The following is a 14,746-nucleotide window of genomic DNA, read 5'->3' on the forward strand; positions in this document are numbered from 1 at the left end:
TGAATACGCATGTTTTAGCCATGTTTAACACAAAGAGTACGACAGCCATTTCAGTTGGCAAAGCTACATTTTCGTCGCTCAACTGATAACTTAGCGTTATGACACACCAACCCGGACAATGCTTTGCTTACAATCGCTACCGACCGAAAGGACTCAAATACTCATACACTCCACCTGGTAAATTTCGAAAGAATCCAGTCCCGTACTCTCCGACAGGCATCTTCGTATTCAGTCCTTTCATTGCAAGCCACGTAATGAAGACTGTTTCGAAGCGTCACCTGATGCTCGACGGGGCGAACAAGCTGCCCTCTCTCGACCATTGCACCGACAAGCTGGTTCCAGCCCAGTGCTACGCCTTGATGGGTCAAGACCATGTTCATGATCAGGTTGTAATCATTGGCATGAAAAATAGGCGGACAGTCTGAAGGGCGCTCATCAATATCAACGTTCAGAAACGCCAGCCACACCCCCCAGTCCACATGTTCAGCCACGCCCGACCGTCCATAGGGGCTTAGATCTAGTAGCGAAGAATCACGCATCCCTTCAAGCGAGCTCAGCTCGGGATGCGAGTCTAAAAATGTTGGAGAGCAGACAGGATAAATAATATCGTGGCACAACTGATAACTCTTATACCCATCCCCCAGCTTGCTAATCTTTGAGATGATGATGTCCGGCTCTACGCCAGGCTCCATATTTACAAAATTTTGAGTAGTAATCAGATTGAACTCAATATCCGGGTTGTTCGCACGAAACTCTGGAAGATGTTCTGATAGCCATAATGCAGAGAATGCGGGTGAGCAACAAACGGTCAGGATATGTTTCTGCGTCGGAGCGGTACGAATCCTTTCGGCCGCCTGTGCAATATTAACGAACGAAAGCTGCGCCGCCTCAAAAAAAATCTTTCCCTCGGCGGTTAGCTCCACCGTCCGCCCGGCACGCATGAACAGCTGAGCGCCCAACGACTCCTCAAGCTCTCGAATCTGCCGACTAATCGCTGCTTGCGATACGCACAGTGCCTCCGCTGCCCGAGTGAAGCTTTCATACTTAGCGGCGGCGACGAATGCTCTGACAGCCCGAAGGGAAGGCATTCTAAGCAGTAAGGTATCGGGGTCAACGTGTCTGCTGAGCATGGTAGGCCCTCATACTCCTATCATCCGCGAAAGCGGCGGAGCGTAACTCAACAGCCTAGCCCAGGCCATACAAAAGCGTCGTGATCGCGCCAAGGCGGTCGTTTCAGCGGGTTACGATAACGTTAGGTTATCCATAAAGCCCTGTAAATGTTGTTGGATTTAAAATCAGGATACTTATAGATTGAAAAAAAGCCCAACCCATTGGGCGAACAATAAAAAACAGGTACATGTCATGCGCAGATCTATCTTTTATTACTGCCCACCTAAATTACCAACGCTCGAGTTCAATTCGATTTCGCGCGTTTGTAGCGTTACACGCAAAGGAGGGACGCGATGACTAGCCCAGACGAAATCATTTCTGTTAAAAACGTTTTTAAAATATTTGGCGCACAACCTGACACGGCGATGAAAATGCTCGCCGCCGGGGCAAGCAAAAAAGAGGTTTTTGAAAAAACAGGCCAAGTTATTGGTGTTTTCGACGCCAGCTTTGCAGTTAAGCGCGGTGAAATCTTTGTGATCATGGGGCTCTCAGGTTCTGGGAAGTCCACGATGGTGCGATTGTTCAACCGCCTCATCGAGCCCACATCGGGCAGTATTTATCTGAACGGTCGAGAAATTACTGGACTGGATGACAAAGCGCTTCTTGATGTCCGCCGCAAAGAGATGGGCATGGTGTTCCAATCCTTTGCCTTGATGCCCCATATGAGCGTTCTCGAAAACACCGCCTTCGGGCTGGAAATTTCTGGCATCAGTGAAAAGGAACGCCATGGCCGCGCCAGGGAAGCCCTCGCCCAAGTCGGTCTTGCTGGACAGGAGCACAGTTATCCGCATCAACTTTCCGGCGGCATGCAGCAACGCGTGGGCCTGGCCCGCGCGCTTGCCAACGACCCGACCATCCTGCTGATGGACGAAGCCTTTTCCGCCCTCGACCCGCTTATCCGCAGCGAGATGCAGGGAGAGCTCATTCGCCTGCAAGCCGAGCAAAAGCGGACCATCATCTTCATTTCCCACGATATTGAGGAAGCCGTTCGTATCGGTCACCGCATCGCGATCATGGAAGGGGGTCAGGTGGTACAGATCGGCACGCCTCAGGAGCTGATCAGTCAACCGGCCAATGACTATGTACGCACGTTCTTCAAAGGATTCGACAGCTCCCGGATTCTCAAGGCAGGCGACGTGGCCAGGCTCGATCCGGAATCGGTTCGTAAAGCGAATGGTCAAGCTCCACATTTCAAGGCCGGCCTACCGTTTGGTTATTTGATCGACGAACGTGGGCAACTACTCGAGGTAGTCGATATCGATACAAGCGGCGCGGGTGGCAGCACCCATTACACCCAGCACAAGCACCAGCCCGTCTTTACCGATACCCCCCTGCACGAAGTACTGGAGATTGCGGCCAACCTGCCGTACCCGGTCCCAGTACTCGACCGCTCGGGCGCGCTCACCGGGACACTATCAAAGAGCGAGTTACTGCAAACGCTGAGCCGCCATTAATACAGCCGCGCCCTTCTACGCCGGCGCGTCCCTGACCTGAAGTACCTGCGGCCTTCATAACGCCGCTGCGGTGATGATGAAGAGGTAAGCCCTGATGTCCGAGTTCAGTTTTCTAGATCCGTTTCAAGTCGCCACTATCCCATTGGGTGATTGGGTGGAAAGCACCCTCAATTTTTTGGTGCACAACTTTCGCGATGTGTTCCGCGCCATCCGCTGGCCGATTGACCAAGTACTGAACGGCGTCGAATACATGTTGCAAAGCATTCCACCCAGCATCGGGATCCTCCTGTCTTCTTTGTTGGGATGGCAACTAGCCGGTAAACGAATGGCGTTGCTGTGCTTTGTGACGCTCACGCTGCTGGGGCTTATCGGTGTCTGGTCCGAGTCGATGACCACCTTGGCGCTCGTACTGACGTCGGTATTCTTTTGCGCCCTGCTAGGTATACCACTGGGTATTCTCTGCGCTCGCAGTGACAATTTGGAAAGAGTCCTGCGTCCCATACTCGACGCCATGCAGACACTGCCGGCGTTCGTTTATCTCGTACCTGTCGTCATGTTGTTCGGCATCGGCAACGTGCCGGGCATCCTGGTAACCATTGTCTTCGCCCTTCCCCCTCTGGTGCGCCTGACGAACCTGGGCATCCGCCAGGTACCGGAGGACAAAATAGAAGCCGCCCGCGCTTTTGGCTGCACACCGCGGCAGATGCTGACCCGCGTTCAGTTGCCACTGGCGACGCCGACCATTATGGCTGGACTCAATCAGACCCTGATGCTCTCGCTGTCGATGGTGGTGATTGCTTCGATGATCTCGGTGGGCGGCCTTGGCCAGATGGTCCTGCGCGGCATCGGCCGTCTGGACATGGGCTTGGCCACGGTCGGCGGGACTGGCTTGGTGCTGCTTGCCATCTTCCTTGACCGTTTGACCCAAGCCATAGGCGCGCGCACCGGAGCCGATCCGAGCCTGCGCTGGTATCACACAGGTCCCGTGGGCCTTCTGCTACGTCTGTTCGGCGCGAAACAGCCAGCGGGGCACAGCAAGACCGCCTGAACCCTCCCATTCGATCTGCCGCACTTGAAGATAAAAACCCAAAAAAAGGTATGCGAAGATGTCTGAATTCAAGCTTTCCCGCAGCATTCTCAATTGCGCTACAGCCCTTGCCATTGCGGCCATGTCCATCTGCGCAAACGCCTCGGCGAATCAACCGGGAGACGGTGTAAAGATCACCCCCATCTTCCCTTCTATCGCTGAAGAGCGATTCCGTGGCGAAGTGGCCATGGAGGGTCTTCGAGAGCTGGGCTACAAGGTGCAGGAGCCCAAGGAGACGGAGTACGGCGTCATGATGATGGCCTTGGCCAGCGGTGATGCGGACTTTACGGTGCACCTGTGGGACAAGCTGCACGATAAATTCTTCCAGCAGGCCGGGGGCGATAAAGTCATGGTCAAGGCGGGCGACATCATGCCCGGCGTACTCCAAGGTTATTTGATCGACAAAAAGACCGCTGACGCGCATGGCATCAAATACATCACGGACTTGAAAAAACCGGAAATCGCCAAACTGTTCGATACCAACGGCGATGGGAAAGCAGACATGACGGGATGCAATCCTGGATGGGGCTGCGAGCTGATCATCGCTCATCACATGAAGGCTTACGGCCTCGAAAAGTCGATAAACGTCAACCAGGGTTCTTATTTCGCACTGATGGCGGACACCATTACTCGTTATAAGGAAGGACAGCCGATTCTCTACTTCACCTGGGTCCCACAGTGGATTGCCACTGTTTTGGTCGAAGACAAGGATGTGGTATGGCTGGAAGTACCGAAAACCGACTTGCCTGATGGCAAAAATGATGTCAACACGATGTACAAGGGCAAGAATCTCGGTTTTGCAGTAGATAAAGTCGAGGCCGTGTTGAACAAAGACTTCGCCGAGAAAAATCCGGCGGCCTTGAAGTTTCTTTCGGTGATGCAAATTACTACGGCTGACGAAAGTGCCCAGAACTTGAAAATGCAAGAGGGCGAGAAAAAGCCGGCTGATATCCGCCGTCACGCCAAGGAGTGGGTAACAGCCCATCGCCAGCAATTTGACGCTTGGTTGCAATCAGCTCGCGCTGCGGCGGCACAAGCCAGCAATTAATAGACATACCGAGGTGGGGCACGTCGATGACTGTCCCATCCTTTAATGACATTGCGTTCGTAGCAGCACTTCATCCGCTGGAATTAACCGGATACCTTTTCGGATTGGCAGTTATAACGGGAGGTTATCTCTTTTCTCTCTTAAATGTTGTTGGATACCAAGCAATAACCCGAATAGATTTGAGCCCTGGCTTGCCCCACTGTAAGCCGGTATGAATTCAATACCCCAAGCAATTCAAACGTACTTCGATACCGCCTGACCCCAAAGTTAATTGAAACTGCAAAGGCTTAACACTTTCGTCCGTTGGATATTTAGCTCACGTGAATTATCGAGCACCCTTTTTTGCATGACTGGCGTCGGATCGGTTGAATGAACAGGATCTTGAAATGTTGAAAGTCTCTTCGTTACCTGCCGATGATCAATCTTGCGGGTGGTATCACTTGAGCAAGGGGCGCCAAATCAGGCCCGCCCATCAAGGCCATAGCAGCGCCCGTTGGGTCATTGTCGGTGCCGGCTTCACAGGGCTTGCCGCCGCCCGTCAGCTCGCGACTCATTTCCCCGACGATCAGATTGTGTTGATTGACGCTCAGGAAGTGGGCTTTGGCACTTCCGGTCGCAATGCCGGATTTGCAATCGACCTGCCGCATGACATCGCCGCTGAGGATTACATAGGCGATATCGCCACGGCCAAAACGACGCTGAAGTTGAATCTGAGTGGCCTGGGCTATTTAAAAGAGTTGGTTGAACGCCACAGTATCGATTGCCAACTGAAGCATTGCGGCAAATATCAGGCAGCTGTTGAACCAAGAGGTATTGCTGTCCTGGAGGCCTACCGCCGCGGACTCGACAAACTGGATCAGCCTTACCAGATGATCGAGGCCAGCGAACTGCCCGAACATATCGGTACGCACTTCTACCGCAAAGCGTTATTTACCCCAGGGACTTCTTTGCTTCAACCTTCAGCGCTTGTCAAAGGCTTGGCCGACAGCCTCCCCAGTAACGTGACGCTGTATGAAAACACTGCGATCACTCATGTGGAGTACGGCACGAAGACAGTGCTCACGCACGCCGCGGGCTCAATCACCGCAGACAAACTGATCCTGACCAATAATGCCTTTGGCATGAGTTTCGGCTTCCTGAAGGGCCGAATGCTACCGGTGTTCACCTATGCCAGCCTGACCCGTCCCATGACCGAGCAAGAGCAAGCTCGCCTCGGCGGCCGGCCTTATTGGGGTGTCATTCCTGCAGATCCATTCGGTACCACGGTACGTCGCACACCGGACAACCGTCTTTTGATCCGTAACAGTTTCAGCTTTAACCCGGACGGCCGCAGCGATTCAAAATATTTGAAACGCTTTGTCGCCAGGCATCAGGCATCTTTCGACCAACGCTTTCCCATGTTGCCTGAGATGAAGTTTGAATATACCTGGGGAGGCGCACTGGCTCTTTCACGTAACCATATGGGTTATTTCGGCGAACTTTCACCTCATGTCTATGGGGCACTGTGCTGCAATGGACTAGGTGTTACCCGCGGGACGGCGACTGGCAAACTCTTGGCGGATTGGCTGGCAGGGGAACACTCTGAACTCATTGACTTCGTCTTGAAATCACCGGGCCCATGCCCTAACCCACCCGCCCCACTGGTTTCAGCAGGCGTCAATATAAGTTTGCGATGGGGGCAGTACCGTGCGGGTAAAGAAAGTTGACCCGCCCCGAGAAACGAGGAAGTTGAAGTCCACTTGCTTGTTCCTCAGCAAGCGGCCTCCCTTGGTTAAAAAAATTGCTGCGCTGACTCTATCGAGCTAGCGCCGCTTGATAGGCAGTGACACTAACTGGAGCGAGATTAATGAAATTTGAAGGCATTTACACACCGGCAGTTACGCCCCTTTCCTCTGACGGCAGTATCGACAAGACAGCCTTCGCCGAAGTCCTGGAGTACCTGGTCGACTCCAAGGTGCACGGCATCATTATCGGCGGCTCAACCGGCGAATACTATGCACACACCGCTCAAGAGCGTTTCGACCTGGCAGCCCAGGCCAAGGACGTGCTGCGCGGCCGTCTACCGCTGATCGTGGGTACCGGCGCCATTCGCACTGAGGACTCGGTCGCCTACGCCGAAGCGGCGAAGGCCATCAAGGCAGATGCACTGTTGGTTGGCTCGCCACCCTACGCGCTGCCAACGCAAAAAGAAATCGCGTTGCATGTCAAGGCGGTAGACCGCGCGGCCTCGCTGCCCATCATGCTTTACAACTATCCAGGCCGCATGAGCGTAAGCATGGGCGAGGAATTCTTTGATGAGGTCAGCGATGTGACAAACATCGTCGCCATCAAGGAAAGCTCCGGTGACATGGCCCAGTTGCACCGTTTGGCCTGTAAATACCCGCGCATCGCCCTGTCCTGCGGATGGGACGATCAAGCCCTGGAGTTTTTCGCATGGGGCGCCCGCAGCTGGGTGTGCGCCGGTTCCAACTTCATCCCTCGCGAGCACATCGCCCTTTACGAGGCCTGCGTTGTCGAGAAAAACTTCGACAAAGGCCGTCGCATCATGGCGGCGATGATGCCGCTGATGGACGCTCTGGAAGGCGGAAAGTTTGTCCAGTCCATCAAGTACGGGTGTGAACTGAACGGCTTGAGCACCGGTGGCCTGCGCGCCCCTCTGCAAGGCCTAGATGTTGATGAAAAGCAGACGCTGCAAGGCGTCGTCACCGAGCTCAAGCGCAACATCGCGCAGATCACTGGAGGTGCCTGAAATGGCCGATCTACTGACCAAGGAACAGTACGCGGCCATCGCCGCCAAATTGGAATTTCCTACCCAGGCATTCATCAACGGCGAGTTCCGGGATGCACTCTCTGGAAAAACGTTCATCACGACGAACCCTGCCACGGGTGAAAAGCTTGCAGAGGTAGCGGCATGCGATACCCGTGACGTCGACGTTGCCGTGGCTGCCGCCAAGCAGGCGTTCGAGGATGGACGCTGGCATAAGCTGTCACCTGGCGCACGCAAGCAAGTGCTGCTGCGCTTCGCCCAATTGCTGGAAGACAACGCACATGAGCTCGCCGTGCTGGAAAGCCTGGACAGCGGCAAGCCAGTCAGCGAGTGCCAGAATGTCGACGTGCCCGATACCATCCATACCCTACGCTGGCATGCGGAGTTGATCGACAAGGTGTACGACAGTACCGCGCCGACCGGCCACGGTGCGGTGACCCTGGTGGTGCGCGAAGCGATCGGTGTCGTCGGCCTGGTCCTGCCTTGGAACTTCCCGTTGCTGATGCTGGCCTGGAAGATTGGCCCCTCCTTGGCCGCTGGCTGTTCCATCGTGGTCAAACCGGCCAAGGAAACCACCCTGACCGCATTGCGTGTTGCCGAGTTGGCGCATCAGGCCGGTATTCCGGCAGGCGTATTCAATATTACCCCTGGCGGCGGCCGGGAGGCTGGCGAAGCAATCGGTCGGCACATGGATGTGGCGATGGTCAGCTTCACCGGTTCTACCGACACAGGCCGGTTATTTCTCAAGTACGCGTCCGAGTCGAACCTCAAGCGCGTGGTGCTGGAACTGGGGGGTAAGAACCCCGCCGTAGTGATGAATGATTGCGAAGACCTCGATCAGGTTGCCCAGTATGTGACCGCCGGCGCTTTCTGGAACATGGGCGAAAACTGCTCGGCCTCCTCACGGCTGATTGTCCATGAGGACGTCAAGGATGAACTGCTGAAACTGATCGGCAAGCATTTGCGCGATTGGAAGATGGGCGACCCCCTGGATCCTGAAAATCGCCTCGGCGCCATGATCAGCAAAACGCATTTCGATAAAGTGCGCTCGTATCTGGAGTTGGCCGCCGAGCAGCAACTCAATGTGACGCAAGGGGGCGGGACTGAGTCCGGCGTCTTCGTGCAGCCCACGATCATCGACGGTGTCGAACGTGAAAGTCGCCTGTTTATCGAAGAGATCTTCGGGCCGGTACTGAGTGTCACCAGCTTCAGTACTCTCGACGAAGCCATAGAACTTGCCAACGACACCGTCTACGGCCTGGCGGCATCCGCCTATACCGGCAGCCTGCGTAATGCCTTGCGCCTGTCGCGGGAGATTCGTGCGGGCGTGGTCACAGTCAACTGTTTCGGTGAAGGCGACGCCTCCACGCCGTTCGGTGGCTACAAGGAATCCGGCTTTGGTGGTCGCGACAAATCCGTCTGGGCGCATGACCAATACACCGAGCTGAAAACCATCTGGATTGACGCTTCGTAACTTGATCGAGCGCGTGCTGTATTGAACGCTCAGCACGCCGGTCACCGCTTCAGGCAAGCGGTGACCGGGCTATGGATTCCCCTCGGCTTGTTGGTCGCCTGGCCAGACAGAACTTTTCACAGATTGCACTCTGGACGCCATCATGACTCATTCACTTGTTTCGATTCCAGCCAACGCTCGGCGCATCGACCCAGCCAGACAACGTGCAAAAAAAGATGGCTCCGCCGATGACAACGACCGTGTCGAAATAGGCCCCACGCCGCTGGCTTTTACGGAATGGGAACGTTTGGGCCTAGAGCCGCCCCATTTGCCCACCCTTCGCACATACCGATTGCAACGATTGGTGGATCAGTTGGTAGCCCGTGACCTGGGCGGTATTCTGTTATTCGATCCACTGAATATCCGCTACGCAACTGATACCACCAATATGCAGTTATGGACGACCCATAACCCCGCACGGGCATGCTTCATCGCCGCCAGTGGGCATGTTGTCCTGTGGGATTTCCATGGCTGCGATCATCTGTCCGCCCACTTGCCGCTGGTAACGGAATTGCGCAGCGGCGCGTCTTTTTTCTTTTTCGAGACCGGTGAGCACACCGATCGACACGCCAGACATTTCGCCGCGCAAATCGACGAGTTGCTGCGCCAACACGCCGGCGTCAACCGTCGGCTTGCGGTGGATCGAATCGAAGTCGCCGGCTTGCGCGCCTTAGATGCATTGGCGATCGACATTTGCAGCGGCCAGGAAGTGACCGAATTTTCCCGCATGATCAAGGGCCCTGATGAAATCAAGGCGATGCGCTGTGCGGTGGCCGCGTGCGAAGCCTCAGTGGCCGAAATGCACCAGGCCATGCGTGCCGGCGTGACTGAAAATGATGTCTGGGCAGCCCTGCATGCCGGCAATATCCGCCGCGGTGGCGAGTGGATCGAGACTCGAATCCTCAGTTCCGGCCCTCGCACCAACCCCTGGTTCCAGGAGTCCGGGCCACGGGTGTTGAACGACGGCGACTTGTTGTCGTTCGACACGGATCTGATCGGCACCTACGGCATGTGTGTGGACATGTCCCGCAGCTGGATTTGCGGAGGGCTGGAGCCTACGGCCGAACAGAAACGCCTGTATCGAATTGCCCACGACCATATCACCCACAATATCGAGCTGGTCAAGCCAGGCGTGCGCTTCACGGAACTGACCATCAAGTCGCATCGGCTGCCCGAACCCTGCCGCGCCCAGCGGTACGGCGTGCTGTTCCATGGTGTCGGCCTGTGCGACGAGTACCCCAGTATCCGCTATCCGGAAGACCTGGAATCTTACGGATACGAGGGCGAGCTGCAGCCAGGCATGGCCCTCTGCGTCGAAGCGTACGTGGGTGAAGTGGGTGGCCGCGATGGCATCAAGTTGGAGAACCAGCTGTTGGTCACCGAAACCGGCTATGAATTGCTGACGCACTACCCATTCGACGACAGTTTTCTGCAAGCATGAAACTTGATCGATGAATCAGTTAACCGAGTGTCATCAACCATCAAGCATCGGCTTTCTCTTGCTTGAGAACTTCTCGCTGACATGTTTTACGCAATGTCTGGACGTGCTGGTGACGGCCAACCTAATTCGGCCAGGCTCGGTAAAATTCCATACATTCAGTTGCAACGACTCCGAAGTCACGAGCGACCTGGCCATCCCAATCAGGCCGGATACCCCTCTCACCGATCTTAGAATCGCTTCCCTGGATCTGATGATTGTCTGCGGTGGGTTGCGAACGCCAAGAGCCGTGCCTGGCGGGCTGGTGAAACTCTTGAACAAACTCGCCAACATGCCCATCGCACTCGGTGGGTTGTGGAATGGCGCCTGGTATCTGGGTAAAGCCGGGTTATTGGATGGCTACCGCTGTGCCATTCACGCAGAACAACGGATCGCCTTATCCGAATGTTCGCCCAACACAACTGTAACTCAGGACGCCATGACATTTGATCGAGACCGACTCACGGCGGCTGGCCCCGCAGGCGCATTTCAAATGATGATGAAGTGGCTTTATACAACACTTAATCAGGATGTCGTGAACGCAGTTTTCGAGCTGCTGGATCATGACCAATCCAGGTTTCGTACATCAGTGCCGGTTCAAGATGGCAAGGTCAGCGCCGCGCTACGAGAAATAATCACATTGATGGAATGTAACTTGGAGGAGCCGTTAAGCCAGGATCAACTCGCCGAGTGTGTTCAGCTATCAAGACGTCAAGTGCAACGTCTCTTCCAGGAACAATTGGGAGTTGCTCCACAACGTTACTACTTGGCATTACGCCTTAAAGGCGCCCAGCGCCTGATACGGAACTCAAGCCTAACGATCATCGATGTTTCAATCGCCTGCGGCTTTGCCTCAACCCCCCATTTCAGTAAATGCTACAGCTCTTTTTTTGGTTATCCACCGTCGAGGGAAAGTCGCCACGAACTATGAGAGCTGCACGGGTACGTAACATCCAAAAGGAGCGTCACACAGTGTTCACTTCGCCCCCCCCTGCCCCACATTACGTCGGATTCCTGCTGTTGGATGGCTTCACATTCATTTCCCTCGCATCAGCGATAGAACCCTTGCGCATGGCCAACCAGCTCTCAGGTAAAGAGTTGTACCGATGGTGCACCCTGGGCAAGGAAGCAAAACCTGTGTGTGCCAGTGCCGGCTTGCAAATAACACCCGACACCAGCATGCAAGAAACCCCTGCGTTATCTACCGTGATCGTGTGCGGCGGAATGGATATCCAGGACAGCGTCAGCCATGAGCATGTACTTTGGCTGCAGAGCCAAGCCCGCCAGGGTCGCAAGTTGGGGGCCGTCTGCACAGGGACCTGGGCGCTGGGCAAAGCCGGGCTGTTGGAAGGACACCGATGTAGCGTTCATTGGCACTGCCTGGAGCTGATGCGCGAAGCGTTTCCAGTGGCAGATATAACGCCACACCTATTCTCCATCGATAGAAACCACTTGACCTCTTCGGGTGGCACGGCACCGATGGACATGATGTTGCACATCATCAGAAGCGAACACGGCCGTGAATTGGCGGCGGCTATTTCCGACATGTTCATGTATGAACGAATGCGGGATGATCAGGATGAGCAGCGCATACCGCTCAGGCATACACTGGGCGCCAATCAGCCCAAACTGCAAGCGGCCATCCTGTTGATGGAGGAGAATCTGGACGCGCCACTCGATCTCAAGGTGCTGGCGTTCAAGGTCGGGATTTCACGGCGCCAGCTGGAGCGATTGTTTCATAGGTACCTGGACACTTCTCCCTCGCGCTATTACCTCAAGCTGCGTTTAGTCCGGGCACAACAGTTGTTGAAACAGTCCTCATCGCCCGTCCTGAAAATAGGGGAGCTGTGCGGCTTTGGTTCAGCAGCCCATTTCACAAGAAGCTATCGTGGGTATTTCGGCGTAACCCCACGTGATGAACGCACTTCGTCGAATACCCATGGGACAACCTCAACGCGCTCACAGGCAGCCACCGCCTCTACGTAGACGGTGGCCGGGTTTGATGGGCTCAACAACACCTAGCGGTTGGCGCCTTCGATGGGCTGCAGATGGGCGTAGCTGGCGACAAAGCGATTGTATTTGTGTTGACCGCAGGTGTAAGGCGCGTATTTGGCCGGGTTATCGGCGCTGATGCACGTGGCGACGGTTTCGACCGGCGCGTCGAAGTCCAAGTCAATGAAAAATGGAATGGAATACCGTTCGACACCGCTGGTATTGATGACGCGGTGCATGGTCGACGTGTAGCGATCATTCGTCAGGGTTTGAACCAGATCACCGATGTTGACAATGAACGTATCCTCCACCGGCGGAGCGCTTACCCATTCCCCAGCACGATTGCGTACTTGCAAGCCGCCGACCTTGTCCTGGAAAAGAATCGTCAGAAAACCATAGTCCGTGTGCGCTCCGATCCCGATTTCCTTTTGTGAAATCTCGCCACTCTGCGAGGGGTAGTGCAACAACCGCTGAATGGTGATCGGTTTGCGTTGCAGTTTTTCAAAGTAGTCCGCGGGCAGATCCAGGCTCAGGGCAATGGCGCTGATGAGCTTACGCGCCAGGTCAAGCATTGCGCGATGGTAGGCCTCACAGACATCGGAAAATTGCGCAGGCTCAGATGGCATCAGGTTCGCCCCGAAGAACGGGGACACCTGATCATCGTGGGCGCCGTAGTCGAAGCATTCCTTGAAATCGCGGGTGTTTTCCGGATCGACGTTCTCCGCGTACATAGGAATGTAGCCGCGAAGTGTGGGACCTGAGTGAACCACGTTTAGCTCATTCTTCTTATCAAAAGGCATGGCAAAGAATTTTTTTGTCTGAGCGTACATCGCGTCTATCAAGGTGCGAGAAACGCCATGATTCTTGATATAGAAAAAACCGACTTTCTCACAAGTCTCCCCGATCTGGCGCGAGACTTTTTGTGGATCGCTACCATCCAGCAACGGCGCGATATCAATAAAAGGGATTTCTTCGAATGTAGTCTGTTTGCTTGCAAGCCGGGCATCGATCAGCTGCATCATCGGTAATCCTCAACAAAAGCGCCGCGTTTTAGTTATTCTGAAGAAAGTTCTAGGGCATGGAATCAACGCCACTCATCTTGATCCCTTATGCTGCAGATATTGTTCAGGACCGAACGGACACCAACAAACCATTTTTCATTCAATACTCATGAGAAAAAATCAATCATGAAAACTGAAACAAGCCTATAACTTATGATGTTATATGCACGTCACTTCACGATTTGTTTAAGCCAGGTTTCGTCAATGATTCTTAGACTTGGCAGGTTCAGGACACACTATCAGGTTAACTCATCAGTACTGCTATCTTTGCGAAGCCGTCGTGCAATGCTGTGGCGCCTCGTATCTTTTTCCAAAAATTCGACCGCTATGAACGCCTCAATCCCCGCTCCAGCTTCAACTTGTTCAATAAAACTCAGAATCGCCTTTCTCATGAACCAATGGGAGGTGCGATCCAGCTTAGCCGATGCGGACTTCAGCCTGGCCCGCGTTTCTTCGTCCAACTTGATGCCCTGCGTGGTCACTGCCATATTTTCTTCCCTCAATCATTACCGAGTTTGTTCACGCTCATAACGAGGCATTAATGCATCAAGCCCCACAGGGCCAGAAGCGGAACATTCGTCGATTTCATGGCATGGATACAGGAAGGAAAGTTGAACACGACGCCCCCCACCCCGGGAGTCCACCACCCCACATCCTCCCGATACCAGTCGCCCGGCGACAGAACGAGATAGAACTCAGCAGGCGGGTGCTGATGATAGGGATAACAGGTCTGCGGCATCATGACTGCCAACCCCAAGGTCAAGGTGGAACATTCCAATAATCCTCCCGGGCCTGCGATTATCCCGTGACGATGTCGCTCCACGAAAGCGCTATCCTGGTCGGCCTGGGCCTGGCGGTTTATCCAAGTGACATGGGGCAAGAGCGTGCCTAACGCGTCCCGTATCGATATCAGGTCATCATCGGTCCTGGGCATCGCCCGAAGTGCCTCGGATAAGTGAAGTGCCAGAAAATCTGGCAGCGCATTTGAAGTTTTCGCAGATTTGCTGATCGTCCATTTAGCCGCATTCAGAGACGCGACATGCACTTGCGCCTCATCACGAACGCTGCACGACAGGACGTTTTGAAGCGAACGCTTCAGCACGTCGCCGCTGCGGGCAATGTCCTGATCCCACGCCACCTCTTCAGTGCTGCTCATCATCGTGTTCGACCTCATTTC

General features: G+C 54.7%; 12 protein-coding genes and 1 pseudogene. 9 read left to right on the forward strand and 4 right to left on the reverse strand.

Translation table 11 applies throughout. From position 1 onward, the window contains the following. Window positions 1-161: 161 nt before the first annotated feature. Window positions 162-1,130: a LysR family transcriptional regulator gene (locus V5F23_RS16820; protein ID WP_338495695.1), complete on the reverse strand. Its 969-nt coding sequence runs from the start codon at window positions 1,128-1,130 to the stop codon at window positions 162-164. A 333-nt stretch (window positions 1,131-1,463) separates the two neighbouring features. Between V5F23_RS16820 and V5F23_RS16825 the strand changes: the two genes are divergently transcribed. The 9 genes and pseudogenes from V5F23_RS16825 to V5F23_RS16865 all read left to right on the forward strand — a co-directional run. Beyond that, window positions 1,464-2,624, forward strand: coding sequence for a glycine betaine/L-proline ABC transporter ATP-binding protein (locus V5F23_RS16825; protein ID WP_338495697.1), 1,161 nt, complete (start codon window positions 1,464-1,466; stop codon window positions 2,622-2,624). Window positions 2,625-2,718: 94 nt separating this feature from the next. Beyond that, a complete protein-coding gene (gene proW / locus V5F23_RS16830; protein WP_338495699.1) occupies window positions 2,719-3,672 on the forward strand; it encodes a glycine betaine/L-proline ABC transporter permease ProW in 954 nt (317 codons plus the stop codon). Between the two features lie 58 nt (window positions 3,673-3,730). Further along, window positions 3,731-4,759 carry a glycine betaine/L-proline ABC transporter substrate-binding protein ProX gene (gene proX / locus V5F23_RS16835; protein ID WP_338495700.1) on the forward strand — a complete coding sequence of 343 codons (1,029 nt, stop codon included), beginning with the start codon at window positions 3,731-3,733 and terminating at the stop codon, window positions 4,757-4,759. Between the two features lie 386 nt (window positions 4,760-5,145). Further along, window positions 5,146-6,465 carry an FAD-binding oxidoreductase gene (locus tag V5F23_RS16840; RefSeq protein ID WP_338498946.1) on the forward strand — a complete coding sequence of 440 codons (1,320 nt, stop codon included), beginning with the start codon at window positions 5,146-5,148 and terminating at the stop codon, window positions 6,463-6,465. Window positions 6,466-6,605: 140 nt separating this feature from the next. Next, on the forward strand, window positions 6,606-7,508 hold the full coding sequence (locus V5F23_RS16845) for a dihydrodipicolinate synthase family protein (RefSeq protein WP_338495702.1): 903 nt from the start codon (window positions 6,606-6,608) through the stop codon (window positions 7,506-7,508). 1 nt (window position 7,509) lies between these two features. Next, window positions 7,510-9,000, forward strand: a complete 1,491-nt coding sequence (locus V5F23_RS16850) for an aldehyde dehydrogenase (protein WP_338495703.1) — start codon at window positions 7,510-7,512, stop codon at window positions 8,998-9,000. Between the two features lie 142 nt (window positions 9,001-9,142). Further along, window positions 9,143-10,480 (forward strand): dimethylsulfonioproprionate lyase DddP, encoded by a 1,338-nt coding sequence (dddP, locus tag V5F23_RS16855; protein ID WP_338495704.1) that lies wholly within the window; start codon window positions 9,143-9,145, stop codon window positions 10,478-10,480. Between the two features lie 10 nt (window positions 10,481-10,490). Continuing rightward, on the forward strand, window positions 10,491-11,447 hold the full coding sequence (locus V5F23_RS16860; protein ID WP_338495706.1) for a GlxA family transcriptional regulator: 957 nt from the start codon (window positions 10,491-10,493) through the stop codon (window positions 11,445-11,447). After that, window positions 11,390-12,454: pseudogene (locus V5F23_RS16865) on the forward strand (GlxA family transcriptional regulator); the annotation flags it as partial. The gene V5F23_RS16860 and the pseudogene V5F23_RS16865, both read left to right, overlap by 58 nt. Window positions 12,455-12,534: 80 nt before the next feature. Here V5F23_RS16865 and V5F23_RS16870 read toward each other — a convergent pair. The 3 genes from V5F23_RS16870 to V5F23_RS16880 all read right to left on the reverse strand — a co-directional run bounded on the left by V5F23_RS16870 (window position 12,535) and on the right by V5F23_RS16880 (window position 14,725). Further along, complete coding sequence (locus V5F23_RS16870; protein WP_338495709.1) at window positions 12,535-13,530, reverse strand: 2-oxoglutarate and iron-dependent oxygenase domain-containing protein; 996 nt, start codon at window positions 13,528-13,530, stop codon at window positions 12,535-12,537. A gap of 278 nt (window positions 13,531-13,808) precedes the next feature. Further along, entirely contained in the window at window positions 13,809-14,057 is a 249-nt protein-coding gene (locus V5F23_RS16875; RefSeq protein WP_338495710.1) for a ribbon-helix-helix protein, CopG family, read from the reverse strand. A 50-nt stretch (window positions 14,058-14,107) separates the two neighbouring features. After that, window positions 14,108-14,725 carry a dimethylsulfonioproprionate lyase family protein gene (locus V5F23_RS16880; RefSeq protein ID WP_338495712.1) on the reverse strand — a complete coding sequence of 206 codons (618 nt, stop codon included), beginning with the start codon at window positions 14,723-14,725 and terminating at the stop codon, window positions 14,108-14,110. Window positions 14,726-14,746 lie beyond the last annotated feature (21 nt).

The organism is Pseudomonas sp. WP18 (assembly GCF_036689585.1).
Lineage (GTDB): Bacteria > Pseudomonadota > Gammaproteobacteria > Pseudomonadales > Pseudomonadaceae > Aquipseudomonas > Aquipseudomonas chlororaphis_E.

Coding starts and splice junctions, on each gene's coding strand:
- V5F23_RS16820 (WP_338495695.1), bottom strand. CDS start 1,130: ATGCTCAGCAGACACGTTGACCCCGATACCTTACTGCTTAGAATGCCT.
- V5F23_RS16825 (WP_338495697.1), top strand. CDS start 1,464: ATGACTAGCCCAGACGAAATCATTTCTGTTAAAAACGTTTTTAAAATA.
- proW (WP_338495699.1), top strand. CDS start 2,719: ATGTCCGAGTTCAGTTTTCTAGATCCGTTTCAAGTCGCCACTATCCCA.
- proX (WP_338495700.1), top strand. CDS start 3,731: ATGTCTGAATTCAAGCTTTCCCGCAGCATTCTCAATTGCGCTACAGCC.
- V5F23_RS16840 (WP_338498946.1), top strand. CDS start 5,146: ATGTTGAAAGTCTCTTCGTTACCTGCCGATGATCAATCTTGCGGGTGG.
- V5F23_RS16845 (WP_338495702.1), top strand. CDS start 6,606: ATGAAATTTGAAGGCATTTACACACCGGCAGTTACGCCCCTTTCCTCT.
- V5F23_RS16850 (WP_338495703.1), top strand. CDS start 7,510: ATGGCCGATCTACTGACCAAGGAACAGTACGCGGCCATCGCCGCCAAA.
- dddP (WP_338495704.1), top strand. CDS start 9,143: ATGACTCATTCACTTGTTTCGATTCCAGCCAACGCTCGGCGCATCGAC.
- V5F23_RS16860 (WP_338495706.1), top strand. CDS start 10,491: ATGAATCAGTTAACCGAGTGTCATCAACCATCAAGCATCGGCTTTCTC.
- V5F23_RS16870 (WP_338495709.1), bottom strand. CDS start 13,530: ATGATGCAGCTGATCGATGCCCGGCTTGCAAGCAAACAGACTACATTC.
- V5F23_RS16875 (WP_338495710.1), bottom strand. CDS start 14,057: ATGGCAGTGACCACGCAGGGCATCAAGTTGGACGAAGAAACGCGGGCC.
- V5F23_RS16880 (WP_338495712.1), bottom strand. CDS start 14,725: ATGAGCAGCACTGAAGAGGTGGCGTGGGATCAGGACATTGCCCGCAGC.